This is a genomic window from Aquicella lusitana, from assembly GCF_902459475.1.
Taxonomy (GTDB): Bacteria; Pseudomonadota; Gammaproteobacteria; order DSM-16500; family DSM-16500; genus Aquicella; species Aquicella lusitana.
Genome location: NZ_LR699115.1, coordinates 67,557 through 93,474, shown reverse-complemented (window position 1 = coordinate 93,474; position 25,918 = coordinate 67,557). Strand labels below are relative to the sequence as shown.

Genomic DNA, 25,918 nt, shown 5'->3' with positions numbered 1-25,918 from the left:
GGATCGTTCCCGTGTGACAACCCAAAATATCAGGATGATCGATCTTCCAATTCCTGCCAACGTTGATAGGCTTGCTCCAGATCCGTGGATATTTTCTTCAACTTTGCCAATGTTTCGGTAACAACATCAGGGGACTTTTTATAAAATTCGGGACTTGAAACTTCGGTTTGTAATTCGTTCTGTTGGTGTTCCAGTGCCTCGATCTTTGCCGGCAATTTATCCAACTCACGCTGCTCTTTATAGCTTAATTTTTTATTTTGCTTTGATATTTTTTGATGAATCGCCTGCGCTGGCTGGCGTGCTGGCTGAAGCATCGGTGCAGGTTCTGTTTTTCTCTGACGCAACCAGTCCTGATAACCGCCTATATATTCTCTCACCTTACCATTGCCTTCAAATACCAGCGTGCTGGTTACCACATTATCCAAAAAAGTTCTATCATGACTCACTAATAACAGTGTGCCCTGATATTCACTGAGTAATTCTTCAAGTAATTCCAAGGTTTCAATATCAAGGTCATTAGTCGGTTCATCCATGACCAGTAAATTAGCCGGCTGGGAAAACAATCTCGCCAGCAGTAAACGGTTACATTCGCCTCCGGATAGCGCTTTAACGGGTGTTAATGCACGCTGCGGGGTAAAGAGAAAATCACCAAGATAGCTGATGATATGCCGTCTATTACCATTGATTTCAATAAACTCTCTTCCCTCTGCAACATTATCTATCACAGATTTTTCCAAATCGAGATTACGACGCAACTGATCGAAATAGGCGATATGTAATTTGGTTCCGTGCGTCACAGAGCCTTGTTGCGGCGTCAACTCCCCCAATAAAATATTCAGCAATGTGCTTTTACCAGCGCCATTGGGACCGATGAGACCAATCTTATCGCCGCGCATGATACGTAATGAGAAATTATGAATCACCGGCGTATGATTAAAATGGTGGGAAATGTTTTTTGCCTCTATCACTACCTGCCCGGATTGCTCCGCCGTATTCATATTAAAGGATGATGCACCCTGCACTTCGCGACGTTTTGCCCGCTCTGTGCGCATAGCATAAAGAGCGCGGACACGCCCTTCATTACGCGTACGACGAGCCTTGATGCCTTGCCGAATCCATCGTTCTTCCTGCGCCAGCTTCTTATCAAACTCTACATTTTGCTTGGCTTCCGCGTGCAGCATTTCTTCCTTGCGGCGCAGAAAATTATCATAATCACCCGGCCAGGAAGTCAGTTGTCCGCGATCCAGCTCAATAATACGTGTTGCCAGACGACGTAACAAAGTCCTATCGTGCGTCACAAACAGAAGTGTCACGCTGCTTGAAAGCAGTAACTCTTCCAGCCATTGAATGGCATGAATATCGAGATGATTGGTCGGCTCATCAAGTAATAGTAAATCAGGTGCTGACACCAAGGCCCGTGCAAGTGCCGCACGGCGCTGCCAGCCGCCGGATAAATCAGCCATTTTCTGGTCCGCATTCAATTCCAGTCGGCTTAGTGTGGTATTGATATTCTGCTCAAACGCCCATCCTTGATTAACATCGATACGGTGTTGCAATTGCTCCAGTTCCGCTAAATCCCGCTCTGTATGCGATAATGCAATTTTTTGTGTCAGCGCATGATAAGCTGCGAGTAATTGACCCGTGCTAGCCAACCCTTGCGCAACGTATTCATACACAGTCATTTCACGATCCGAAGGCAGCGTCTGAGAAAGACAGGACAGCCGTAGCCCCGGCTGACGCCAGACAGTACCACTGTCTGGCTGACATGTTCCTTCCACAATTTTTAATAGCGACGACTTGCCCGCTCCGTTACGGCCAATTAAGCAAACACGTTCGCCCCCAGCAATCTGCAGCTTGACATTATCAAGCAGCGCATCCAGCCCAAAAGCGAGTGAAACATGATCAAGACTAATTAGATAACTCATTTGCTATTTTGCTGTGTAAAAGATAAACCTCGAGTGCGCGTTATTGTGCCGCTATTTTCCTTGAGCTCAACTTCCTTATTGGTGGTTGAGGTAGTAAATAGCAGCTGTCGCGCTTGCGAAGTATAGTTAGACATCGCCTCATAAAACGAGGAACTCATTGTCTTTGACCGGGATTTATAAGAAGTTAGCTGTTTTGCAGCAGGCGCCGTCACTTGAGCGTTCTCTAGCGCTATTTTGTTTCTTAGTTCTTCTTCGCGGGCGAGCGCATTTAACGTGACTTGCTTAGCTAATTCGGTAAAAAATTTCTTGTCTTGCTCATCGAGTATACATATATCATCATAAATTTCATGATCGGGATGCTGTTCTATTTTCATGGTACGCTGAATGGCAATCTGGTCTTCAAAAGCTGCATAAACTAGTACAGTTTGAGACTCAGCAAGATTTTTTTTCAGCAAGGCCATACTTTTAGCATAGTAAGCTGTTTTGATTTTTGATTGCGCCGCCCAATCTTCAAAAACATTTCTGTTATCATCTAATTCACTATTTAAACCATCGTCGTACTGATTCACTATTTTAGCGACAGGATTCCTTTGCTGAATTCGATCAATTGCATTTTCCATTTTCACAAACTGGGTTTCAAATTCCATTTTGATTGCCAAAGCTGATGAATTTACTATACCTGTTTGCTCATGCAACGTAACCAAAGGCGTCGCAACAGGCAGCTTGGCTGCAGCATAAGTCTGATCCAACTGCGTGATCAGTTCGTGATATTTTTCGAGCATGACTTCCTGTGACTTCTTCTTCTGCTGTTCTTCTTCTAGGGCGAACTCGCTAATAGCTTGTTCCAATAACTTTAACTCCTTGTTCAGTTGAGCCAGATTTCTGCTCTGCTCATCCAATTTTTCCTCATATTGCGCGAGATGCTTTGCATGGTTTTTAGCTGCCAGTTCATACTCTGCATCTAGCTTTGCGAATTCATTGGATTCATCTTGGATTAAATCATCTAAAGGATGCCGGGTAGCACCATGACTGCGTTCTTTGATTTCATCCTTGTTTTGCTGCAACTGATTGAAATAAATTCCTGTTTTCTCGAGTATATTCCGTCGGCATTCCTCATCCATAAATTTAGCCAATTCAGAGCGGGACAAATATTCTCCCCCAAAGAGCAGTTGTATGACAGCTGCATCCACGTTTTTGCTAAAGCTCAGTAAAATACAATAGCCTTCACGTTCAACGTCCTGGACTTGTGTAATTCTGGCCAGGCTGCTGTAATCAATCTGTTCCTCGAGCAGATAAGATAAATAAAATGAAAGGGCAAAATTAAAACGATCTCTGCGCATAGCCGCATGTTTGGTATCGGATGCCGAGTTTGTGTGGGGGATAAACTCGATAATTAGATCCTTGCCATTGATTTCCAGTCGACCTGCATCATTTTCACCCGGACCCCACAGATTTAATAGTAATGGCATATTGGCTCCTCATTTTTTAATGCTCTTATACAATTTATTGTTAGCTCGAAAGCAAAGTTCTTTCAGCCCAAACTCTACTTATATAACAAGAAACACAAAAATACGAGTGTGTTATCAAGCAGGCTATTTACAATAAATAACTATTATTATCAATTAGTTATTTTGATGATCCTTTTCTTCGCAGGCGCTAAGCCACGCATTTTCTGCCTCTTCGACTGCGGCTTTGATGCGCGCCTGGGCCAACAAGTATTTTTGCAGCCGATCTTTATTCTGAGGCTCGTAGAGCGTCAAATCCGTTAACATTTCTTCAATTTGCGCCGTTTCTTTTTGTAATTTTGCCAGCTCATCTTCCAGTTTTTTTATTTTCTGCAGTAAAGGACGGCGGTGCTCTCGCTGTTTTGCTTCATGCTGACGTTGCGCTTTACGTGACTCTTCTGGTTTGTCTCGTGATCCCGATGTATCCGCGGTTTGCTGTCGGCGAAATTCGAATAGCCACTGCTGATAATCCTCTAGATTACCGTCAAAAGGCTGCAGCTTACCATTTGCCACTAGTAATAATTGGTCTGTGGTTGAACGCACCAAAAAGCGGTCATGTGTCACTAGAATCATCGCGCCTTCATATTCCTGCAAGGCAATGCTGAGTGCATTGCGCATGTCCATATCCAGGTGGTTGGTAGGCTCATCGAGCAGTAGCAAGTTGGGTCGCTGCCACACCAGGAGCGCCAGCGCAAGGCGTGATTTTTCGCCGCCTGAAAACTGTCCTACTGACTTTAATACCATATCGCCTGAAAATCCAAAACTACCCAGGTACTTCCTCAATTCCAGTTCAGGTACATTTTCTGCCAGCACACGCAAATGAGCGAGCGGTGATTCAGTAAGGTGCAATCTGTCAACCTGATGCTGGGCAAAATAGCCTATTTTCAATCCCGGGCCTGTCACTCTTTTACCACGAAGAGGGCTGAGTTCGCCCGCCAACAGTTTAATCAGTGTTGATTTTCCGGCACCATTTGGTCCAAGAATCGTGATTCTATCCTTAGGGGTAATGCTTAAATTGATATGCTGAAGAATACATTTATCGCCATATCCTGCATCGGCTTTTTCAAGTGTCAACAAAGGATTTGGGCATTGTGCTGGCGGCCGGAAATGAAATTGAAAAGGTGATTCGGCTGAAACCGCACAAATCACTTCCATCCGTTCTAATGCTTTTAGTCGGCTCTGGGCCTGGCGCGCTTTGGAAGCTTTGTAGCGAAATCGATCCACAAAAGATTGCATATGCGCGATTGCTTTTTGCTGCTTTTCATATGCCGCTTGCTGCATGAGCAATTCATTGGCACGCAGCTTTTCGAAGGTAGAATAATTGCCGGTATACAATTTAAGCTGCTGGTGTGAAAGATGAGCAATGTGATCAACCGTCTGATCCAAAAAATCACGGTCATGGGAGATCAGTAATAAGGTTCCCGCATATTTCAAAAGCCATTGCTCAAGCCAAATGACGGCATCCAGATCGAGGTGATTGGTCGGTTCATCCAGCAACAGCACATCCGAGCGTGCCATCAATGCTTTTGCCAGATTCAGGCGAACACGCCATCCACCAGAAAAATCACTCACTGCTTTTTGTTGTTCTTCCGGATTAAAGCCCAACCCATCCAGGATAATGGCTGCCCGACTGGGTGCAGTATAGCCATCAATAATGCTGAGCTTTTCGTGCAGCAGGGCGATCCGCGTACCATCATTTTTTGCTTCAGCCTCTTTTAACGCTGCTTGTAATTCACGCCATTCGATATCACCATCCAGAACAAAGTCCAGTGCTGACATGGATAAAGCGGGTGTTTCCTGGGCTACATGCGCAATGCGGATTTGCCGGGGAATTTCAAGCTCACCTTTATCGGCATGTAACGTCTGCAGCAACAAGGCAAACAAGCTGGATTTGCCAGAGCCGTTCGCCCCTATGATCCCAATACGCTGCTTGTGATAAATGGTCCAATTGACGTCCTGCAGCAAAATAGTCTGGCCGCGGCGCAAGGTGATGTTACGTAAGCTAATCATGGGTGGCAGTTACTTTAAATTATCAGCGCAAAGTATATATGAATACCAGATAGGAATGAACAGAGCCGCTCCTGGAAAAATACCGTGTGCTATAAGCTGGACTTCGGCTATTTTTGAAGGCGTTCACAAAACTATCCTCCTGAGCGAAGCGAGGATCTTCTTTTGTACATCGGGGAAAATCCTTCGAGCCAAAAACGCTCTCAGGATGACAGTATTATCGAACCAGCCAAAATCCAGATAAAAACATGGCTGCATAAAATATATGCAATTATTGAGCGGTGATTTGCAAAAGCCGGCGTCTTAACTGTCAGACGCCGGTGCTAACCAACTACGCTGAAGAACATTTTATAAAGGTCGCTGTATCGAGCGTATTAAGGTTCAGGTTAGAGGCGGATTCTTTGCTTGTTTCTGTATGCTTGCGTGAGGGCTTAGGCAAATCTTTTGCTAACATGAGCCAAGCGTCCACGACGGTGTCCGGATTAAGAGAAATAGATTGTATTTTTTCATCCAGCAGCCATTTTGCAAAATCAGGATGGTCTGAAGGGCCTTGCCCGCAAATCCCTATATATTTGTTTTTCTTATGACAGACAGAGATCACTTCGTGCAGTAATTTTTTAATTGCCTCATCCCGTTCGTCAAATAATGGCGCCACCAGGCTTGAATCCCGATCAAGTCCCAATGTTAATTGGGTTAGATCATTTGATCCGATGGAATAACCATCTATTAATTCTAAAAATTGCTCTGCGAGTAAAACGTTCGAAGGAATTTCGCACATCATATACAATTTCAATTCATTTCTACCGCGAGATAATCCGCATTGTTCCATCAATTCAATGGTTTTCTTTAACTCATCAACTGTACGCACAAAGGGAATCATTACCTGTGCGTTGGTCAAGCCCATGCCGTCACGAACGCGTTTCACAGCTTCGCATTCCAATTCGAAACAGCGCTGGAATTGCGGGCTGATATAACGTGAAGCGCCGCGAAAACCCAGCATGGGATTTTCTTCCTGCGGTTCGAACTGTGAGCCACCCAGCAGGTTGGCATATTCATTGGACTTGAAATCCGAAAATCGGAATATCACCTGCTTGGGATAGAAGGCGGCGGCGATAGTGGAAATCCCTTCGCGTAATTTTTCAATGTAGAACTCAACAGGGCTCGCATAAGCAGCTGTGCGCTGTCTAATTTGCTGCTTTAATTTTTTTGACAACTTATCAAAACTCAATAATGCATTGGGATGAATACCGATCATGTGAGCAATAATAAACTCCAATCGCGCAAGGCCCACCCCTTCATTGGGGAGAAACTGGGTTGTAAATGCCTTATCAGGATTCCCGATATTCAGGCAAAGTTTGACAGGTAATTCTGGCAGGTTCGCAACGCTGATTTGATTGATCGTGTATGGAATTTTTCCTTCATAAACGAATCCTGTCTGACCTTCAGCACAGGAAACGGTAACGATTTCATCATTTGAAATTTGACTGGTTGCATCTCCGCATCCCACAATGGCGGGAATACCCAATTCGCGCGCTACAATAGCAGCATGACACGTTCTTCCACCGCGATTAGTGACAATAGCAGAGGCAAGTTTCATGATAGGTTCCCAATCAGGGTCAGTCATATCCGTCACCAATACATTGCCAGGTTTCATGGAATGAATATTTTTGGCTTCCTTGATAACCTTGGCAGGGCCGTGTCCTATACGCTGGCCTACACTTTGTCCCTGTACCAATACCTTACCGGGCTTTGACAATTCAAAACGTTCCAGTATTTGTGTGTTTACATGCTGGCTTTTGACTGTTTCAGGACGCGCCTGCAAAATAAATATTTCACCGGTCAATCCATCCTTGGCCCACTCGATATCCATGGGTTTGCCATAATGTTGTTCAATTATCAGTGCCTGTTCTGACAACTTTCGCACCTCATCATCACTGATACAAAATTTATTACGCTTAGCTTCAGGTACAATAACACTTTTAATTGATTTCTTCGGATTCTTTTCTTTGGTATAAATCATCATGCTGTTTTTTTCACCGAGCTTGCGCTCAAGTAATGCAAACTTGCCCATTTGCAACGAAGGCTTGAATACAAAAAATTCGTCCGGATTAACCTTACCCTGCACAATAGATTCACCCAAACCATAACAAGCTGTAATCAGTATCACCTTGTCAAAACCAGATTCTGTATCCAGCGTGAAAATCACACCGCTTGCACCTTTATCACTGCGCACCATGGGCTGAATACCCACAGACATTGCGACTTGATGATGATCAAAGCCATGATGTATGCGGTAGGCAATGGCGCGACTGGTAAAGAGAGAGGCAAAAACCAATTTAACCGCATGTAAAACTGATTGAATACCTTTAACATTTAGGAACGTTTCCTGCTGTCCTGCGAATGAAGCGCTCGCCAAGTCTTCAGCGGTTGAAGAAGATCGAACAGCTACGGCAGCATTATTCAGCTTGGCGTATGCGGCTGTAATCTCCCGTTCAAATTCCTTATGGAGTGGTGTGGCAATGATCAATTGCTTGATTTCCGCGCTCGCTTTTGCAAGCGATTGCATATTTTTTATTTTGACGGAGTGAAGAATGCGTAATATTTTTTTATCTAAATCACGTTGAGACAGAAAGTACTTATAGGCTTCCACGGTCGTTGCAAAGCCACCTGGCACTTTAATGCCGCCACGTGAAAGATGCTGAATCATTTCACCGGTCGAAGCATTTTTACCGCCTACAATGGCAAGATCTGCTAAGCTAACTTCCGCGAGATTAACAATATGTGTCATTGACTCGATTCCTTTCGATAAATTAATTTACTTTATCATTAGCAAATAACAAATAAAACAGGCTTTCCTCCTGAAAGCCCCTTGCGGAAACTTTTGTTTCCGCAAGCGCTCTTTTACTGAACTTTAATTTTTAAAGCGTCGTTCGAACGCAACGAATCGTTTTTCAAGCTCCCATTGCAGACTAGCTTTTTCGTTCGCATCCAAAAATACCCGGCAGGCCGAGGAAGGTTTATCTGAACCCAGGCTGTCTTTAGCGCAGACAGAAACCGGTTGACGGTAATCACGATCAGTCCATAAATTTTCGCCAGGGACGAATGCGTAAGCAATACTGTTACGCACCATATTTTTTAATGTGGGATAGGAAAGATGATAGGTAGTAACAGCCTTGACATATTCAGTCGTCAAATTACTTCTGCTGACACCTTCATCATCAGTCGACAACGCAACCGGTACGCCATAACGCAGGTAAAGCGGCAGCGGGTGTTCTTTACCTTGAATACCCAATATCCCTTCGTTACTGCTCAGGTTTATCTCGACCATGACGCCCTTATCTGCCATTTCTTTCAGCAATGAATAGGCTTTTGTTTCCTGCGCTATATCAACGCCGTGACCGATACGGTTAGCACCTGCCACTTCCACTGCATCAGTAATATGAAATTTCAAACCTTCGGGTGGGACAAGCTGGTCATTCAACTCGCCTGCATGCAAACTGACACGGACATTAGGATAAATGTTATGTAAAAACTGTACCATTTGCATATGCAGGGCATAATCTCGCATGGAAATAACACCATCTTCCGGCTGCACCATATTGATGCCCACAACACGCGGGTCTTTGCTAGCAGCTTCAAAACCAGCAAGCAGTTGAGCAAATACCATTTCAGGCGGCTGTTCGCGTAATACCTGATAGAGATAACGTACTTTTAATCCACAGCCCGCTTTGGGATGTGTTGACTGGCAGGCAAGCAGTGAAGATTTTTGAGCCTCATCATCATTCAATCGCTTCGAAATGGACTGAATAATATTTTGAAAATCGGCTGCGAGCAGTTTGTCGCGCATGGCTGAAAAATCAGGATCCCAGCCTATCCGCTTGCCAAGCTTTCCAGATTCATTGTTGTCTGCTGTCACCATGAGTTCAACATACAATTCATTCTGCATCGCCGCACGTTGACTGATTTCAGCTAACATTTCACCGCTGTGTTTTCCAGTAATAACACCAAACTTTCCAAACGTTGCAAAGAAATGATCATGCCCGGATTCTTTTCCTGCCACAAAATGACGCATAGACCATGCATCAATAACAGCATCATATAAAGCTGGATCTGTCACAACAGTGTCTAGGCGGTCGCTTGCTGTGCATTGTGCATCAGCAAAAACAGCATAAGTTTGTCTGTTAATACAAAGATCATCGTTCTTGGCATACCGGATCAGGTTTTCTGCATAAGTAGCACCTGATGCATGATTATGCAGGTCGCCGCCTTTAGGCATACTACGCAAAAACACTGATAATGCATGTGGAGATGACTGGATGGATTCAAAATAATTTTCCACACTACTTTCAAGACTGGATTGAGCGGCAACGGGAAAACTGGTAAGTAAGAAAAAGATGGAGAAAACAAAAGCGAAAAATGGCCGGATTTGCATGTGTTTTACCTGTACCTTATTGTTTATTAATGTTTTTAATTTTCAATCTCCACCCATGATACAGGAATTTATTTGAACAGGCAAAATAGGCGCGATGGATGTAAAATGCCCGCGTGAAATGTACCCCTCTTAGTCATTTAACTTGCTCGCAAGAAGATTAATAATACCTGAGAAATCCTTTTCGCCAAATCCCTGATTAACATATAACTCATACAGCTCTGTCGCTACAGAGCCTAAAGGAATGACTGTATCCGTCGCTTCAGCGGCATGTTGCCCCAAACGCAAATCTTTCAGCATCATTTTGGCCATAAAACCGGGTTGATAGTCGCGATTGGCCGGTACATTCTCCAGAATGCCGGGCACAGGACAATAGCTAGTCATGGACCAGCATTGTCCAGATGCATTGGAACTAATTTCAAAAAATTTCTTGGGATCAAGGCCGAGCTTTTCCGCTAAAGTAAACGCTTCACATACGCCAATCATGGAAATGCCCAGCAAAAGATTATTGCAAATTTTGGCGGCCTGACCGCAGCCTTCGGGTCCCGCATGCACTATTTTTTTGCCTATCGCTTTTAAGATGGGTTGCGCACGTTCAAAATCCGCTTTATTACCACCCACCATGATCGTTAAAGTAGCGGCTTCTGCTCCTGCTACACCGCCTGAAACAGGCGCATCCAGCATGGCGATATGCAGTTTTTGTGCTTCCTCGTGCAGCAAGTGAGTAGTAGAGATGTCAATGGAAGAGCAATCAATATAAAGTAAGCCGGGTTTGGCATGTGAAAAAATGCCATCGTGACTCATGCAAATCTCGCTGACCTGCTGGCCCGTTTGCACACTGGTAATGATCACATCCGCATTTTCGGCCAAGGCAGCGACAGATTCTGCAGCAATTGCGCCATGGTGGGTAAGATCTTGCATGGCTTCTGTCACTACATCATATATATGCAAAGTAAATCCCGCCTTCAGCAAATTCAGAACCATGGGATGACCCATATGTCCCAGCCCGATAAATCCGATCGTAGTCATGTTCATGTCCTTGGAAACCAGCGTTGTGTCACTGTCTTTAGTTTAGTATAAAACCGCACTGCTTCCGATCCATACATACCTATATCTGAAAAAATGGAACGCTTCCACCCGCCAAAACTTTGATAAGCAACGGGCACAGGTACCGGCACATTAATGCCCACCATACCCGCCTGCACTTTTTCGGCAAAGGTGCGGGCAGCATAACCATCGCGTGTAAAAATCGCCGTTCCGTTGCCGTATTCATGCTCATTTACCAGTTTAAGCGCGGTGTTAAGATCCGGTGTGCGCACGATTGAAAGAACAGGACCAAAAATTTCTTCGCGGTAAATACGCATGGACGGTTTAACATGATCGAAAAGCGTCCCGCCCATAAAAAATCCGCTTTCAAAATTTTTAGGTTTGTATTCACTGCCATCAACTACCAGCGTCGCACCCTCCTGCTTGCCAATATCGATATAGGATTTTACTCGCTCCCAATGCTGCTGCGTGACCAAAGGCCCCATCTCTACGCCGGCTTCGGTTCCGGGTCCAATTTTAAGCTGCTCAATTCTGGGTTTCATCTTGGCAATTAATGCGTCAGTAAATTTTTCACCGATAATGGTCGCAACGGATAACGCCATGCAACGCTCGCCAGCTGATCCATAGGCTGAAGTCACGAGTGCGTCCGCAACCTGATCCGGATCAGCGTCCGGCATGACAATACAATGGTTTTTGGCGCCGCCAAATGCCTGTACTCGTTTGTTATGTATCGTAGCTGTTTGATGCACATGTTCGGCCACTGCGCTTGATCCAACAAAACTGATCGCCTTGATGCCTGGATGCATCAAGAGCACGTCGACTGTTTCTTTGTCACCATGAACCAGATTGATAACGCCTTTGGGCACGCCTGCCTCCATGGCAAGCTCAATCAATCGCACAGAGCAGGACGGATCTTTTTCCGATGGCTTTAAAATAAAGGTGTTACCGCAAGCAATCGCCATGGGAAACATCCAGAGCGCAATCATGGCAGGAAAATTAAAGGGCGTAATGCCTGCACACACTCCAAGCGGCTGATGCAACGAATAGCAATCCATGTCTTTTGCTACTTCTTCCGCAAAGCTGCCTTTGAGATGGTTAGGGATGCCGCAAGTATAATCCACTACATCAATGCCACGCTGCACAGATGCTTTTGCTTCAGCCAATGTCTTGCCGTGTTCCTGTGTCACCAGCTTGGCAAGTTGATCAATGTTTTGGTCAAGCAGGAATTTATACTGAAACAAAATTTTTGCACGTTGCGGAGGCGGGGTCGTCGACCATGTTTCAAAAGCAGACTGTGCTGCCTTCACTGCTTTATCCACCAACAGCTGATCTGCAACACCAACATGTCCAATCACTTCACCTGTCGCTGGATTATAAATATTCAGATTCCGCTCTTTTATTACGATGGGTTGTCCATTAATAATGTGTGGTACATCGTACGGCATAATTCCTTTTCCCTGGATAATGTGATCCCTCCAAACGGGATAACAAATGTGATTTCAAATAAGATGGCAGCAACTCCAACTATAATAACGAATATTCACCGGGAGTAAATAGCTGCCAATACAAATTCAATCCATATATCTTATTCAGGCAGTGGTGTGTGATGATAGTTTATTCATTAATTCTTTCGTATTTACAATGTTGGCATACTGTCTCAGAATTTGAATAGCTGCACGGTGCATTTCATTTTCATTCGCATAAGGGAACGAACGAGAAGCTGTCGCATCCTCAATCAGTGTAAATTTGAATCCGCGGTGAATGCCGTCAATGATAGTACAGAGGCAACACATGGATGAACCATATCCGATAACAACGATCTCTTCCGGCTGCATTTGATTGAGTTGTTCTGCAAAAGCAGGGGATGAAAAACAACTGTATCGATTCTTAATAAATGTTTTTTCACCTGTGGCAGGTTCAAATCCTGGGATGAAATCACTGAATGCACTTTCTTGCGCAAAAATATCGCCGCCGTCCCGATAATGTTTGATATGCCACACCGGGATTTGTTTTTCACGCGCGGCCTCGATCAAACTTTTTGCGTTTTTTAAAGAAGGGGCGATACCCTTAATGTAAAATGGCCTGCCTTCAGCTATATATTCCTGCTGAATATCGATTACAATCATCAACTGCTTCATATTCATTCCTCGTTTTATGTGTATTAATATAAGGTTGACAGCATACTTGCATCAAACTGTTGAACAGGATGTTGATGTCTGAGCAAATTAACCAGATCAGGATTTGCAATAAAAGGCCTGCCGAATGCGACAAGGTCGAATGCATTATTGTCTATTCCCGCTTTAGCACCTTCCTGCGAATAATTGCCGCAGGCAATTAATGTTCCTTTATAAAAGGAACGTATAAACGCTGTCGTTGTGCTATTACCTAATTCAGAATACGTTCTGGTATTGTCATCGTCGCCGGTATGAACATAAGCAATGGAAAATACATTTAATGCTTTCAACAAGTATTCAAATACTAGACTGTCTCGTGCATCGCCTATTATTTCATTCAAATAAGCACCGGGGGATAATCGAATCGCCACCCGCTCATATCCGATGGCTTCGCCGCAGGCTTTAACGACTTCCAGTGCAAAGCGCGCCATATTGTTGGGCGAGCCGCCGTAGCGATCTGTTCGATGGTTAGTGTGATAATGCAGAAACTGATCGATCAAATAACCATTTGCACCATGAATCTCGACACCGTCGAAACCGGCCTCTATCGCATTTTTGGCGGCTTGCGCATAACTTGCGATCAGATCATTAATTTCAGCCAGTGTAACGGCGCGTGATTCCCCATGTGTCATCCCTTCACCCCGTTTCACCCGGCCCATCATCACAGTTGCAGACGGCGCAAGCGGCAATTCGCCATTCAGATAGGATGGGTGGCTAACCCGGCCCACATGCCAGATTTGCATGAATATCACACCCCGTTTCGCGTGCACCGCATCCGTCACGCGCCGCCAGCCATTGATTTGCGCCTTCGTATAGATACCGGGAACAGCAGGATAGCCCTGAGCATCAGGGCGGATGATCGTGCCTTCTGTCACAATCAATCCAGCATCGGTACGCCTAGCATAGTATTCCGCCATCTGCGCAGTAGGCACAAACTGATCCGCTGCCATACTGCGCGTCATGGGTGCCATCACAATTCGGTTCTTTAGCACAAGCGCTTGGTTTAGCTGATAAGGGCTAAAAAGACTGTTATTGTTATTCATCTCCGCTCCTTTATAGGTTTATAGCTATATTTAAATATCGAAAAATCTCAATATAATAAGGCAAAAATTTTATATTAATTCATGCCTTAACATTGCAATCCATTCCTTAATGGTCTTTTCATTCAGCTTGCAATAAGTCCATTGGCCGGAACGCTCCATAGTAATCAACCCCGCCTGTTGAAGCAGTGAAAGATATTGTGAGATGGTCGATTGGGAAAGTCCCGCCTTCTTCTCAATTAAACCAACACAGACGCCATCCTTTTCAACGTCACAATGCGTTGAGACAAAATGTTTTCCAGGCTCCTTCAACCACTTAAGGATATTCAGGCGCGTTTCGTTCGATAAGGCTTTAAAAATAGTAATGACATTCATATCGTTATTATATCGGGATTTTGCAATATGTCAATTATAGCTTTCACTTCATCCTTATGACTAAGTGTTATACAATATGCCTTTCCGTGTGGCGGAAGACGACTGAATCGATCAACTGTAAAGTGCGTAAGACATGATATCTTCGACGACCCATCCATCCCAGCCTGTGCTTGGTCTCTTATTTGTGGCCACACTTGCTGCTATCAGCTATTCCATTATGACCCTGCCTTGGCTCGCTGCCACTGGTATCAGTTCGCTTGTGATTGCTATTTTGCTGGGTATGCTGTTTGGCAATGCCTTACCGTATCCTGGTTCCTGGTCTCCCGGTATTCAATTCGCCGCGAAGCGTTTATTACGCACAGCAATCATGCTATATGGCTTTCGTATCAGTTTTCAGCAGATCGCTTCCGTAGGCTTAGAGGCGCTGTTGCTGGATATATTTGTTGTCACTTTCACGCTTAGCGCAGGTTATTTGTTGGGTAGAAAAGTGTTTAAACTCGATCCTGACTTATCACTGCTCATCAGCGCCGGTGCCGCTATTTGCGGTGCTGCTGCAGTGCTTGCTGTTGAAGATATTTTAAAAAGCGATTCCTATAAGGCGGCGGTTGCTGTCGGCACAGTCGTCCTTTTTGGCACAGCTTCCATGTTTCTTTACCCCTTGCTTCAGCATGCTGGGCTATTTGGTTTTAGCAACAATCAATTCGGGATTTTTGCCGGCGCAAGTATTCATGAAGTAGCACAAGCATTAGTCGCTGGCGCTAATATTAGTGCTGAAGCTGGTAAAATCGCCGTGATTGTCAAAATGATTCGCGTGCTATTGCTGGTTCCCGCGCTCATCTTGCTTTCTCTTTTACTCAGCCGCACTTCGAGACAGGCAGAGAATAACAGCAAAACCCGGCTAACTATTCCCTGGTTTGCCATTGGCTTTGTTCTGGTGATTGCCTTTAATTCACTGAATCTCTTATCGGCTCAACTCATCAACGTGATCAACCAAATCGATATTATTTTGTTGACCATGGCCATGGGAGCGATCGGCATCGAAACGAAATGGAACAAAATTAAAAAAGTAGGGTTAAAGCCTCTTTATCTCGCAACGATGCTTTTTATCTGGCTACTTGCGAGCGTTTTTGTCATCGTCAAATGGACATAATCCCATCAGGCGCGAGCTCGCTATCTGCTATTTCAGTTTTTCCTTTTGCCAGGCAGTCATGCCACCATCCAGTGATTTCACCGACTTGAAGCCAGCGCTCAATAAAAATTGTAATGCGGTCATACTCTTGCCGCCCGACGTGCAATAAGTCACTACCATTTTATTAGGGTCCAGCTCCTGAAAGCGGTTTGGCAATTCTTCCAGTGGAATCAGCGTGCCGCCAATGTTAAATGCCTGGTGTTTTTCAGGTGTCCTGACATCTACCAGTTGAATATCCTGATTGTTTTCTAAAGCGTGACTCAGCTCGCTAGGTGAAATAATGTAGTCATTCATTTTAACGTCTCTCTGCTGCCTTTCAATTTTTGAAGGCCTCATCATACGATATCTTTTGCAGGTTTCACAATCCGGATTATGCGATAAACTGAATTCACGAAACTGCATGGTTAGCATATCAACCATCATGACGCGACCCGCGAGTAAAGTACCCTGCCCCACAATCCATTTTATTATTTCAGCTGCCTGAATCAGGCCCAGCAAGCCAGGCAATACACCCAGCACACCGGCCGTACGGCAATCCGGCAGCATGCCGTTTTGTGATGTTGCAGGAAAAAGACACTGGTAGCACGGTCCTTCATCGCCAAGAAAAATAGAACACTGCCCTTCGAACTCATGAATACTCGCAAACACAAAGGGTTTGCCCAACGCAACACAATGCTCATTGATAAGATAGCGTGCAGCAAAATTATCGGTACAATCAGCCACAATATCAAATTGATCAATCAGCGCAGGTGCATTGGTTGAATCCAGTTTTTCATTATACGTCTTGATCTCGCATGCGGGATTGAGCTTCATCAGCTGCGTTTTAGCGGCGCAAACTTTCTGCTCTCCTACATGCCTATCCTGATAAAGAATTTGTCTCGGCAGATTGCTTATTTCTACTGCATCGTGATCGATAATACCGATCGTACCTACACCCGCTGCCGCAAGGTAAACGAGCAGAGGCGAACCAAGACCGCCAGCGCCCACACATAATACGCGCGCTTTTTTTAATTTTTGCTGGCCTTCCACGCCTATATTTTTTAGATGGATTTGCCTGATATAACGGTTAAATTCCATTTCAGTCAACGGCATTGATAATGATCCACTATTTGTAATAATTTTCGGGTGGAGGCAATGGGGTCCTCCGCTTTAGTAATCGCCGAAATCATGGCGACGCCGCTCACGCCTGTCGCAAGGACATTGTCAATATTTGCCCTGTTAATTCCGCCTATTGCGACCAAAGGATACTGATTTAACAGGCTGCACCAGTTTTTTAAATTCAAAATTCCTTGTGGAGCAAAGGACATCATCTTACTCGTTGTAGGAAAAATGGGACCACAGGCAATATAAGAAGGTTGAATAGCGTGTGCTCTTGCTACTTCATAATAACAATGGGTACTAACGCCCAAACGTAAGCCCGCCTCATTTATTTTTTTTATATCTGCCAACTGTAAATCTTCCTGCCCCAGATGCACGCCGTAAGCGCCAAAGGCAAGCGCTTTTTCCCATTCATCATTAATAAAAAGGCGCGCTTTGTATTTTTTTGCCAAAAGAATGCTGCGTTGAATTTCTTTTTCCAATGTCTTGCCAGTTTGATGCTTGATTCGCAATTGGATAGTCGTAACGCCCAATGGCAATAAAGTTTGCAACCAGTCACTACTGTCAACAATAGGATACAAGCCAAGTGGTCTCGGTCCGCAATTAGGAAAAGACGCTGCAACGAGGCTAAGCGGCTTTTTGGACACGCGAGGCAAATCCATTTCACACGTTGGCCAGCTTGTTTGCTGCACTAAATCCGTCCTTGTCCACAATGTTTGAGCTAGACGGATTTCCCTATTGATGTACATTTTTGCCATGACAATGGCATCTTTCATTTCATGATTAAGCGCAAGAGCTGCAGCAATAGCAGAGGACAATACACAGCCAGACCCGCGGTATTTTTTTTGCGGATAACGGTCGCTTGCCATCCAAAAAGATTCGCTGCCATTCGTCCAATAGTCCTGGCTCAGCGCGTCATGATCAACGTGCCCGCCTTTAATTAAAATATTTTTGACGCCCAGCGAAAGTATCTCTCGCGCCGCTCTTTCTATATCTTGATGGGAATGAATCCGACAACCTAGTATGGCTTCCGCCTCAGGCACATTCGGCGTCAACAGGTCAAGGTATGGAAACAATTGTTTTAACTGCGACAGATACATTCGAATACTGCCTCTGAACAAAGGCTTGCCAGAGGTTGCCACACACACGGGATCCAACACACTCTGGCCATCATACAGCTTCAAAAAACGGGCGATGCAATTCACCGCTCCCCTGCTACCGAGCATGCCGATTTTCACTACCGTCGCGGGCAACTCGGCAGTGAGCGCGGTAAGCTGTGCATCGATGTGATGTGGCGGCAAATAATGTGTTGCAGTTAGGATATTTGAATTCTGAGAGGTAACAGCAGTCACCACTGAAGCGCTCCGGACGCCAAGCCGCTCAAGCACACGCAAATCAGCCTGCATGCCCGCGCCACCGCTCGGATCCGAACCTGCAATGGTCCAGACGATGGGTTTCATCATGCCTGCGCTTCCTGGTGCCAAAAAGGCGTATCAAGCAGAGATGTGCTGGGATGCGCCATGTTCCTTTCTGGCATCATGCCAGATTCATATGCTGCCCGCCCGGCGATCACCGCATGCTGAAATGCTGTTGCCATACGGACAGGATCATTTGCCAATGCGACGGCCGTGTTTAATAAGACTGCGTCAAAGCCCAGTTCCATGGCTTGGGTTGCGTGGGAAGGTTTGCCAATGCCTGCATCCACGATTAATGTTACTTCAGGAAGACGTGTGCGAAGCATTTCTAACGAATAAGGATTAACAAGGCCTTTACCGGAACCAATGGGTGCGCCCCATGGCATTAAAATCCGACAACCGACATCCATTAGGCGCTTACATAAAACCAGATCGTCCGTGCAGTAGGGAAACACTTCAAATCCCTTATGAATCAGCATACTCGCTGCTTTAACGAGTTCAAAAGGATCAGGCTGCAAATTATAATCGTCGCCAATCACTTCCAGCTTGATCCAGTGCGTCTGAAAAATTTCTCTGGCCATTTCTGCTGTGGTAATCGCATCCTGTGCGCAGTGACAACCTGCCGTGTTCGGCAGTAAATGGCAGCCTGATTCCTTTATATATTGCCAGAATGCACTACCGCTTTTTTCCTGCGGCGATTGGCGACGCAGTGAAACAGTAATCACATTTGCACCAGAAGCATGAATGGCGTCACGCATCGTCTGCAATGAAGGATATTGTGCGGTGCCTAACAGTAATCGACTGGAAAGTATTTCATCCGCCAATTTCCACATACTAACCTCCCTGCATGGGAAAAATAATTTCGATTTGATCGCCTTCTTGTAAAAAAGTAATGGCGTGCTCACTACGCGAAACAAAGCGCCGGTTAAGCGCGACAGCAAAATACGTTTCCTGGTAACCCTGCGCATGCAATAACGCTGCCAATGATAAATTGGATTCCACTGTGATTGCTTGCGCATTAAGCTGCACATTAATCATCGTCGCTCCTCCAGAGTTGTGGATAAGATAAAGCTGTTATGCCCTGCTCCGTGTACCGCCTGATTTCTGCCGCGAGTAGTGGTGCAAGCAAAAATCCGTGCCTGTAAAGACCATTTATGGCAATTAATCCATCACGATAACGAATAGCAGGTAAATAGTTGGGTAAAACCGGGCGGCAATGCGTCACCGTTTTTTGAATGCGTGCTTCCGCAAATCCGGCATGCAAATAATAAGCTGCCGTTAATAACTCCAACATAGATCGCACTGAAATAGGGCTCGTGTCTTCAGCGTGAATTTCACTGGCGCCCACCAGATAAAGATTATGTTCTCTAGGGACAACATACAGACTATATCGTGGATGTAAAAACCGAACAGGACGATGAAGATGCACATCGGGTGCATGTAGCCAGAGGAGTTCACCGCGTATCCCTTGCAATTTACCAAATGCTGATTTGGCACCTAAACCACGGCAATCGAACACTTTATCAAAACGCATCTGCGTGCCGCCTACCCTGACTTGATAAGGCCTGACCTCATCGACAAAGGTATGTGTATGCCATGCAACCTGATGTTGGCGCAGATAATCCGCAAGTTTTGTAAATATTGCCTGATTGTCTAAATGGGCTTCATTTGGAAAATAATAAGCATGCTCAAATTTCGTCATCTCGGGCTCCAGTTGCTGCAGAGTAGATGGCTGCAATTTCTGGTAATGATGTGCACCTATTTTTTTCTCTATGCACGCCATAAAACGTAGCAATTCCGCCTTGTCTCGGGGATGCGACACAACAAGGCTGCCGCTCTTGCGAAAATAAAGTGCGGGATCAAGTTGATCAATAATCGTCTGCCAATGGTTGTGAATACTCTCTTGACCCATGTGACAGACAAGTAAATCGGATCGTTCCAGCTCGGATACAGGCGTGAGCAACCCAGCGGCGGCCATACTACAACTCTTGTTACCATCGTCACTGTCCTGATCAAACAAGACAATACGATAGCCTGCATTACAAAAGGTAAAAGCAAGCAGTCGCCCCATAATACCTGCGCCTACAATGGCAATTTTCATGCGTTTGCCTTTGCGTAGTCACGCAGTTCATGAGAAAGCTGCATCGAACAGAATTTTGGGCCACACATCGAACAAAAATGCGCGATTTTGGCTGATTCCTGCGGCAATGTCTGATCATGATAAATGCGCGCTGTATCAGGATCCAATGCAAGATTAAACTGATCTTCCCAACGGAATTCAAAACGGGCTTTAGATAACGCATCATCCCGTGCGCGAGCTGCCGGATGCCCTTTCGCTAGATCGGCCGCGTGGGCGGCAATTTTATATGCCATGATTCCCTGTTTAACATCTTCCTTGTTCGGTAATCCTAAATGTTCCTTGGGTGTCACATAACATAACACGGCAACGCCATGCCATCCCATAATCGCCGCGCCAATTGCGCTGGTAATATGATCGTAGCCGGGTGCAATATCCGTCGTCAGCGGACCCAGAGTATAAAACGGTGCTTCTGCGCAATAATCTAATTGTTTTTCCATATTCACCTTGAGCAAATGCATGGGCACGTGGCCTGGACCTTCAATCATGACTTGCACATCATGCTGCCAGGCAAGCTGAGTTAGTTCGCCCAAGGTTTTTAATTCTGAAAATTGGGCTTCATCATTTGCATCCGCAATAGAACCAGGACGTAATCCATCACCGAGTGAAAAGCTGACGTCATAAGCCCGCATGATTTCGCACATTTCATCAAAATGTGTATAGAGAAAGTTTTCCTGGTGATGCGCAAGACACCATTTTGCCATGATCGAACCGCCGCGTGACACGATACCTGTCACACGATTTGTCGTCAGCGGAATATAGCGCAGCAAAACGCCTGCATGAATCGTAAAAAAGTCAACGCCCTGCTCTGCTTGTTCAATGAGTGTATCGCGAAAAATTTCCCAGCTCAGGTCTTCTGCAATGCCGTTTACTTTTTCTAGCGCCTGATAGATAGGCACCGTGCCAACGGGAACGGGGGAATTACGAATAATAAAATCCCGAATCGCATGAATATTCTTTCCTGTTGAAAGATCCATGACCATGTCAGCACCCCATCGTGTCGCCCAGATGAGTTTCTCAACCTCCTCTTGAACAGAAGAGCTGACTGGTGAATTACCGATGTTGGCATTAATCTTTACAAGAAAGTTGCGCCCCAACACCATCGGCTCAAGCTCAGGATGATTGACGTTGGCCGGAATAATGGCGCGACCATGCAGAATTTCACTGCGCACAAATTCAGGTGTAATCCATTCTTGATGATTACGGTTCTGATTTTCGCGTAGGGCAGCAAATTCCATTTCGGGTGTAATGATGCCGAGCTTGGCATAATGCAATTGGGTTACTCGATGGCCCGCCTTTGCTTTTCGAGGTGTGCGCTGTAATTTGGCAGCCTGCAGTTGCGCTGTTTTATTCAGGTCGCTATAACCATTGTCTTGTGCAGTAAGTGATCTTCCTTCATAAGGCGTTGTATCACTCCGTTCCATAACCCAGCTTGATCGGATATCGGGCAGGCCCGACAAAATATCAATCTCACAACCAGCATCCGTATAAGCGCCGGAAGTATCATATGCGCAAAGTACTGCGCCATTCGTTAATGATATTTCTCGCAGAGGAACACGTATATGAGGATGAATCCGGCCATGAATATATTTTTTTCTAGAACCGGAAAGTGATTGGCGCAAATGAGGATCTATTTGCATGTGGCGCTCCCTTTATTGAATCATATTCAGCCAGGAGCGCACGCAAGAATAGTCACAAAACCGAAAGTTTTTGCATGTCTAGTCACATTCCCTACGCAGGCCCTAGCCCGATCAGGTTCAAAGGGACTCTCTCAGCTTCAGGAAAACCTGAAGCACCCCTAGTGAACAAGCGCACACATTTAAACATAATTTTTTTTTAGAATCCAGTTAATCCAATTGGAGCACTACCCGCTTTTAGCAGCTAGAGTAACTTTTTTTCCAGAACAAGGGGAACCCGCTCTTTCACCGGCTTGTTCTGCGACAAAAACCAAGTCGTTTCTTTGCAAAAGGAGCAGCAGAGAATGGTTACTCTTGCTGCTAAAAACGGGTCATGCTCCCATCGCAATCTATCGCGCGTGTTGGGTAGGAATCCTGCACCCTCTTTCCACTATTTTGAATACACTGATAATGACAGCATTCAGTGACAAGTATAGGGTCCCGGCTAGTAAATACAAAGTAATCGTGTCATAAGTTTGTGCGATTAACTGTTGCGTTACGCCCATCAGATCAAGCAGGGTAATCGTGCTGGCAAGCGATGTACACTTTAATACAATAATTACTTCATTAGAGTACGCAGGTAAAGCAATACGAAAAGCGCGGGGCAGAATAATGCGGCGCAACGCCAGCCATTTTGACATGCCAAGCGCTTCGCAAGCAGCGATTTCACTTTTAGGAACAGAGTGAATCGCGCCTTTTAGCAGAATAGACGTATAACAAGCCGTATTTACAGAAAGCGCGATGATCGCACATACCGTCGGCTCACGGAGGGCGATCCAGAGAAATGAATGCCTTATCCATTCAAACTGACCAAGCCCGTAATAAACTAGAAAAAGCTGCACGAGTAGAGGTGTGCCACGAATAAAGAAAATAAATAGGTTGACTGGCTTTTGCAGAAATATATTTTCAGAAATACTACAGAGCGTCATTAAAACAGCTAGCACTAAACCTGCTGCCACCGACGCCAGCATTAGCGTGAGGGTAACGGACAAGCCGCTTAATAAATCGGGTAAGTAAGCAATTAAATTGGTCATGGATGAATATACCGGTTAGCCCTGATGGTTAAAAAATCAATAATAATTTGTGACACGCTAGTAATCAGCAAATAAATACTCGCAGCGACGAGATAAAAAGTAAAAGGCTTCAATGTCGTGCTCGCTGCAATTTTTGCTTCACTCATTAAGTCCGCAAGACCGATCAACATGACAATGGCGGTATCCTTTAATAAAACCAGCCATAAATTACCTAATCCGGGCAAGGCGTGACGCCAGGCTTGAGGTACCTGAATGCGTGTAAAAATTTGCCTGCCATTAAAACCCATGGCTTTTCCGGCATCTATTTGGCCGGCATCGATAGCGAGAAAAGCGCCGCGAAAAACCTGTGAAGCATAGGCACCAAAAATAAGGCTCAGCGCTGTAACAGCGGCGGCGAATGAACTAATGTCCACATAATGATGTAATAGTTTGCTTAGAATTGCTGCCAGTCCAAAATAAATAAAAAACAGAACGAACAATTCGGGTAATCCACGGATAATAAAAATTAAGCTCGCTGCAGGATAGCGCAACCAAGCAATGGGAATCGACTCAATTGTCGCGCCGAGCAGACCAACAATCATGCCGATAATGGCAGACAGGCAGGCCACTTTTATCGTCACCAGTGTACCAGAAAGAATTTGTAATAAATAACCGTCAAGTAACATTGTCTTATTCTCAATTTATATACTGCCACCAAATCAGATTTGCTCTAATGAATAGCACGGCCAAAATATTTTTTAGCGATTTTTTCGTAGGTTCCATTCGCCTTGATTTCCGCTAATGCCTTGTTGAAAGCGTCACGTAGTTCCGCATCGCCTTTTCGAACAGCAATGGCATAGCCCGTGCCAAAGTACGCATGGTCTACAACTGGTTTGCCGATCAGGCCAAACTGGTTATCTTCATTTCGCTTGAGCCAGGCGGTCGCGATAGGCGTATCTGCAAGCACCGCATCTAGACGGCCCAGCACAAGATCAAGGAACGCATCCTGCACGCTAGCATACGTTTTAATTTTTACACTGACACCATATTTATCCCGCAAATATTTCTCGAAGACAGAGCCCTGCTGTACCCCAATCACTTTTCCGGTTAACTGGGAGAGTGAAAAAGAAGCTGGCATAGCGCCAACAAAACTGCCGCTCGGTTCATAGTAAGCATGGGTGAAGCTGACTTCCTTTTCCCTTTCTTCCGTTACTCCCAGCGCTGCAATGATGGCATCAAATTTTCCCAGTTTCAGACTGGGTATCAGACTATTAAACGATTGATTGCTGAACGTGCAGTCTACTTTCATCTGCTGGCATAACGCGCTAGCGATTTCAATATCAAATCCTGTAATGCGGCCGGAAGGATCAATAAATTCAAATGGCGGATAGGTGGCTTCTGTTGCAAACTGAATAGTCTTCCATTGTCCTGCATTTAAGGCGCCATTCATAAAAAAAAGCAGGATGATCATTAGGAAATAGTTTTTCATGGAAGGATACTTTCTCCACTTGCTCATTATATTAATGCTGCATCGCTTCAAGAAATCGGCGAAAACGCGCTGTGGCAGGATGACTAAACATCGAAACCGTATCACCGTGCTCAATAATTTTTCCACCATCCAAAAAGATGGACTGATTGGCAACGCGGCGTGCAAAATTTAGCTCATGCGTGGCAACTAACATGGTCATGCCTTCGTTAGCCAATTGCTGCATGACGCCCAATACTTCCCCAACCATTTCCGGATCAAGCGCAGAAGTCGGCTCGTCAAACAGCATGATTTCTGGCTTCATCATCAGTGCTCGCGCAATAGCAGCACGCTGCTGCTGGCCACCGGAAAGCTGAGCAGGATAACGGTGTAATTTGTCAGCCAGTCCTACCTTAATTAAGAGTTTTTTGGCTTCTTCTACGGTTTGTTTTTTATTTTGCTTGAGTACATGCACCGGTGCTGCGATCAGGTTTTCAAGTACAGTCATGTGCGCCCACAGATTGAATTGCTGAAACACCATTCCCACCTTCTTGCGCAGCCTGATCATTTCTTTGTTGGACAAAAGGGTTTTGTCTTGCTCACCAAAGCGCATGATCTGGTGGTCAATTTGTATGGTACCGCCGTCCGGCATGGTCAGCAGATTAATACAACGCAGCAGCGTACTTTTTCCCGAGCCGCTGGTCCCCATGAGCGCAATCACATCACCTTTTTGGGCTGTAAAGCTGACGCCTTCCAAAATTGCATGTTTATTGAAAGACTTATATAAATTTTCGATTTTTATTTTATTCATAGCGGCATGCATAATTATTCAGTTAAGTTGCATATATAATCATGTTGCGCTAAACTTGTCAATCGAGTAAAAGACACTCTTACTTGGTGAAGACCGATTTCAAAATGAGAGGCATGCTATGCCGGCCAAATCTGTTTCCAGTATCGTTGTTGTTTTAAAATCCATTCTGCATTCCGGTTCCGCCGGTACGCAGGAAGAAATAAAACATGCACTGGAACAGCAAGGATATGCTGTTAACCAGTCAAAAATTTCGCGTCTACTGCGCAAATTGGGCGCCATCAAAACAACCAATGAGCAAAAACAGATTGTATACACATTACCGCTCGAACCTGCTCCACCCACTTCTAAAAATATTCTGTCCCAACTAGTATTAAGTATTACGACAAACGAAACCCTGATTGTCATTCGCACGAATCCTGGATCGGCTTCTCTGATTGGGCGCCTGCTCGATCACAACACGCAAGCGTTAAATATTCTCGGCACGGTGGCGGGCGACGATACGGTCTTCATTGCGCCGAAATCAATAAAGCAAATCCCCAAAATATTAATAGCCGTCAAATCCTTTTTAGCAGAGACAGCTTAATTAGAAAATTTTATTTTTCTCTCTAATTA

The 25,918-nt window shown here is 45.1% G+C and carries 22 protein-coding genes and 1 riboswitch; of the genes, 2 read left to right on the top strand and 20 right to left on the bottom strand.

Going from position 1 to position 25,918, the window contains the following annotated elements:
• Positions 1-29 precede the first annotated feature (29 nt).
• The 10 genes from AQUSIP_RS10470 to AQUSIP_RS10425 form a co-directional block, all read right to left on the bottom strand.
• Positions 30-1,925, bottom strand: coding sequence for an ATP-binding cassette domain-containing protein (locus AQUSIP_RS10470; RefSeq protein ID WP_114834640.1), 1,896 nt, complete (start codon positions 1,923-1,925; stop codon positions 30-32).
• The gene (locus AQUSIP_RS10465; protein ID WP_114834639.1) at positions 1,922-3,394 is read right to left on the bottom strand and encodes a hypothetical protein; all 1,473 of its coding nucleotides are present in this window, start codon (positions 3,392-3,394) and stop codon (positions 1,922-1,924) included. Before AQUSIP_RS10465 ends, AQUSIP_RS10470 begins: the two co-directional genes overlap by 4 nt.
• A gap of 153 nt (positions 3,395-3,547) precedes the next feature.
• Positions 3,548-5,440: an ATP-binding cassette domain-containing protein gene (locus tag AQUSIP_RS10460; protein ID WP_114834638.1), complete on the bottom strand. Its 1,893-nt coding sequence runs from the start codon at positions 5,438-5,440 to the stop codon at positions 3,548-3,550.
• A 328-nt stretch (positions 5,441-5,768) separates the two neighbouring features.
• The gene (ppsA, locus tag AQUSIP_RS10455; protein ID WP_114834636.1) at positions 5,769-8,225 is read right to left on the bottom strand and encodes a phosphoenolpyruvate synthase; all 2,457 of its coding nucleotides are present in this window, start codon (positions 8,223-8,225) and stop codon (positions 5,769-5,771) included.
• A gap of 123 nt (positions 8,226-8,348) precedes the next feature.
• Positions 8,349-9,869 carry an adenosine deaminase family protein gene (locus AQUSIP_RS10450; RefSeq protein WP_114834635.1) on the bottom strand — a complete coding sequence of 507 codons (1,521 nt, stop codon included), beginning with the start codon at positions 9,867-9,869 and terminating at the stop codon, positions 8,349-8,351.
• 129 nt (positions 9,870-9,998) lie between these two features.
• Positions 9,999-10,895 carry a 3-hydroxyisobutyrate dehydrogenase gene (mmsB, locus tag AQUSIP_RS10445; protein ID WP_232058691.1) on the bottom strand — a complete coding sequence of 299 codons (897 nt, stop codon included), beginning with the start codon at positions 10,893-10,895 and terminating at the stop codon, positions 9,999-10,001.
• Between the two features lie 2 nt (positions 10,896-10,897).
• Positions 10,898-12,358 carry a CoA-acylating methylmalonate-semialdehyde dehydrogenase gene (locus AQUSIP_RS10440; RefSeq protein WP_114834633.1) on the bottom strand — a complete coding sequence of 487 codons (1,461 nt, stop codon included), beginning with the start codon at positions 12,356-12,358 and terminating at the stop codon, positions 10,898-10,900.
• A gap of 144 nt (positions 12,359-12,502) precedes the next feature.
• Positions 12,503-13,051 (bottom strand): cysteine hydrolase family protein, encoded by a 549-nt coding sequence (locus AQUSIP_RS10435; protein WP_170131823.1) that lies wholly within the window; start codon positions 13,049-13,051, stop codon positions 12,503-12,505.
• 23 nt (positions 13,052-13,074) lie between these two features.
• Positions 13,075-14,130 (bottom strand): alkene reductase, encoded by a 1,056-nt coding sequence (locus tag AQUSIP_RS10430; RefSeq protein WP_114834631.1) that lies wholly within the window; start codon positions 14,128-14,130, stop codon positions 13,075-13,077.
• Between the two features lie 69 nt (positions 14,131-14,199).
• On the bottom strand, positions 14,200-14,502 hold the full coding sequence (locus AQUSIP_RS10425) for an ArsR/SmtB family transcription factor (protein ID WP_114834630.1): 303 nt from the start codon (positions 14,500-14,502) through the stop codon (positions 14,200-14,202).
• A gap of 133 nt (positions 14,503-14,635) precedes the next feature.
• On the opposite strand from AQUSIP_RS10425, the gene AQUSIP_RS10420 reads away from it, so the two are divergent.
• Positions 14,636-15,652, top strand: coding sequence for a YeiH family protein (locus tag AQUSIP_RS10420; RefSeq protein ID WP_114834629.1), 1,017 nt, complete (start codon positions 14,636-14,638; stop codon positions 15,650-15,652).
• A 27-nt stretch (positions 15,653-15,679) separates the two neighbouring features.
• On the opposite strand, the gene moeB is transcribed toward AQUSIP_RS10420, so the two are convergent.
• From moeB to AQUSIP_RS10370, 10 genes are all read right to left on the bottom strand, one after another.
• Entirely contained in the window at positions 15,680-16,783 is a 1,104-nt protein-coding gene (gene moeB / locus AQUSIP_RS10415) for a molybdopterin-synthase adenylyltransferase MoeB (protein ID WP_114834628.1), read from the bottom strand.
• On the bottom strand, positions 16,774-18,252 hold the full coding sequence (gene thiE / locus AQUSIP_RS10410) for a thiamine phosphate synthase (RefSeq protein WP_114834627.1): 1,479 nt from the start codon (positions 18,250-18,252) through the stop codon (positions 16,774-16,776). The genes moeB and thiE overlap by 10 nt, the downstream gene beginning before the upstream one ends.
• Positions 18,249-19,037 carry a thiazole synthase gene (locus tag AQUSIP_RS10405; RefSeq protein WP_114834626.1) on the bottom strand — a complete coding sequence of 263 codons (789 nt, stop codon included), beginning with the start codon at positions 19,035-19,037 and terminating at the stop codon, positions 18,249-18,251. The genes thiE and AQUSIP_RS10405 overlap by 4 nt, the downstream gene beginning before the upstream one ends.
• Position 19,038: 1 nt before the next feature.
• Positions 19,039-19,242: a sulfur carrier protein ThiS gene (gene thiS, locus AQUSIP_RS10400; protein ID WP_197737874.1), complete on the bottom strand. Its 204-nt coding sequence runs from the start codon at positions 19,240-19,242 to the stop codon at positions 19,039-19,041.
• The gene (locus tag AQUSIP_RS10395; RefSeq protein WP_114834625.1) at positions 19,235-20,305 is read right to left on the bottom strand and encodes an FAD-dependent oxidoreductase; all 1,071 of its coding nucleotides are present in this window, start codon (positions 20,303-20,305) and stop codon (positions 19,235-19,237) included. Before AQUSIP_RS10395 ends, thiS begins: the two co-directional genes overlap by 8 nt.
• A complete protein-coding gene (gene thiC / locus AQUSIP_RS10390) occupies positions 20,302-21,981 on the bottom strand; it encodes a phosphomethylpyrimidine synthase ThiC (RefSeq protein ID WP_114834624.1) in 1,680 nt (559 codons plus the stop codon). Before thiC ends, AQUSIP_RS10395 begins: the two co-directional genes overlap by 4 nt.
• 70 nt (positions 21,982-22,051) lie before the next feature.
• Positions 22,052-22,151, bottom strand: a riboswitch (TPP riboswitch).
• Positions 22,152-22,367: 216 nt separating this feature from the next.
• A complete protein-coding gene (locus AQUSIP_RS10385; protein ID WP_114834623.1) occupies positions 22,368-23,051 on the bottom strand; it encodes an ABC transporter permease in 684 nt (227 codons plus the stop codon).
• Entirely contained in the window at positions 23,048-23,716 is a 669-nt protein-coding gene (locus AQUSIP_RS10380) for an ABC transporter permease (RefSeq protein WP_114834622.1), read from the bottom strand. The genes AQUSIP_RS10385 and AQUSIP_RS10380 overlap by 4 nt, the downstream gene beginning before the upstream one ends.
• Positions 23,717-23,760: 44 nt before the next feature.
• Complete coding sequence (locus AQUSIP_RS10375; RefSeq protein WP_172621983.1) at positions 23,761-24,546, bottom strand: transporter substrate-binding domain-containing protein; 786 nt, start codon at positions 24,544-24,546, stop codon at positions 23,761-23,763.
• A gap of 4 nt (positions 24,547-24,550) precedes the next feature.
• Complete coding sequence (locus AQUSIP_RS10370) at positions 24,551-25,306, bottom strand: amino acid ABC transporter ATP-binding protein (protein ID WP_114834663.1); 756 nt, start codon at positions 25,304-25,306, stop codon at positions 24,551-24,553.
• Between the two features lie 118 nt (positions 25,307-25,424).
• Here AQUSIP_RS10370 and argR point away from each other — a divergent pair, with 118 nt between their 5' ends.
• Positions 25,425-25,889, top strand: a complete 465-nt coding sequence (gene argR, locus AQUSIP_RS10365; protein WP_114834620.1) for an arginine repressor — start codon at positions 25,425-25,427, stop codon at positions 25,887-25,889.
• Positions 25,890-25,918 lie beyond the last annotated feature (29 nt).

Bases quoted from the DNA above. Each gene is read 5' to 3' on its own strand.
- AQUSIP_RS10470 (WP_114834640.1), bottom strand. From the start codon at position 1,925: ATGAGTTATCTAATTAGTCTTGATCATGTTTCACTCGCTTTTGGGCTG.
- AQUSIP_RS10465 (WP_114834639.1), bottom strand. From the start codon at position 3,394: ATGCCATTACTATTAAATCTGTGGGGTCCGGGTGAAAATGATGCAGGT.
- AQUSIP_RS10460 (WP_114834638.1), bottom strand. From the start codon at position 5,440: ATGATTAGCTTACGTAACATCACCTTGCGCCGCGGCCAGACTATTTTG.
- ppsA (WP_114834636.1), bottom strand. From the start codon at position 8,225: ATGACACATATTGTTAATCTCGCGGAAGTTAGCTTAGCAGATCTTGCC.
- AQUSIP_RS10450 (WP_114834635.1), bottom strand. From the start codon at position 9,869: ATGCAAATCCGGCCATTTTTCGCTTTTGTTTTCTCCATCTTTTTCTTA.
- mmsB (WP_232058691.1), bottom strand. From the start codon at position 10,895: ATGACTACGATCGGATTTATCGGGCTGGGACATATGGGTCATCCCATG.
- AQUSIP_RS10440 (WP_114834633.1), bottom strand. From the start codon at position 12,358: ATGCCGTACGATGTACCACACATTATTAATGGACAACCCATCGTAATA.
- AQUSIP_RS10435 (WP_170131823.1), bottom strand. From the start codon at position 13,051: ATGAAGCAGTTGATGATTGTAATCGATATTCAGCAGGAATATATAGCT.
- AQUSIP_RS10430 (WP_114834631.1), bottom strand. From the start codon at position 14,130: ATGAATAACAATAACAGTCTTTTTAGCCCTTATCAGCTAAACCAAGCG.
- AQUSIP_RS10425 (WP_114834630.1), bottom strand. From the start codon at position 14,502: ATGAATGTCATTACTATTTTTAAAGCCTTATCGAACGAAACGCGCCTG.
- AQUSIP_RS10420 (WP_114834629.1), top strand. From the start codon at position 14,636: ATGATATCTTCGACGACCCATCCATCCCAGCCTGTGCTTGGTCTCTTA.
- moeB (WP_114834628.1), bottom strand. From the start codon at position 16,783: ATGCCGTTGACTGAAATGGAATTTAACCGTTATATCAGGCAAATCCAT.
- thiE (WP_114834627.1), bottom strand. From the start codon at position 18,252: ATGATGAAACCCATCGTCTGGACCATTGCAGGTTCGGATCCGAGCGGT.
- AQUSIP_RS10405 (WP_114834626.1), bottom strand. From the start codon at position 19,037: ATGTGGAAATTGGCGGATGAAATACTTTCCAGTCGATTACTGTTAGGC.
- thiS (WP_197737874.1), bottom strand. From the start codon at position 19,242: ATGATTAATGTGCAGCTTAATGCGCAAGCAATCACAGTGGAATCCAAT.
- AQUSIP_RS10395 (WP_114834625.1), bottom strand. From the start codon at position 20,305: ATGAAAATTGCCATTGTAGGCGCAGGTATTATGGGGCGACTGCTTGCT.
- thiC (WP_114834624.1), bottom strand. From the start codon at position 21,981: ATGCAAATAGATCCTCATTTGCGCCAATCACTTTCCGGTTCTAGAAAA.
- AQUSIP_RS10385 (WP_114834623.1), bottom strand. From the start codon at position 23,051: ATGACCAATTTAATTGCTTACTTACCCGATTTATTAAGCGGCTTGTCC.
- AQUSIP_RS10380 (WP_114834622.1), bottom strand. From the start codon at position 23,716: ATGTTACTTGACGGTTATTTATTACAAATTCTTTCTGGTACACTGGTG.
- AQUSIP_RS10375 (WP_172621983.1), bottom strand. From the start codon at position 24,546: ATGAGCAAGTGGAGAAAGTATCCTTCCATGAAAAACTATTTCCTAATG.
- AQUSIP_RS10370 (WP_114834663.1), bottom strand. From the start codon at position 25,306: ATGAATAAAATAAAAATCGAAAATTTATATAAGTCTTTCAATAAACAT.
- argR (WP_114834620.1), top strand. From the start codon at position 25,425: ATGCCGGCCAAATCTGTTTCCAGTATCGTTGTTGTTTTAAAATCCATT.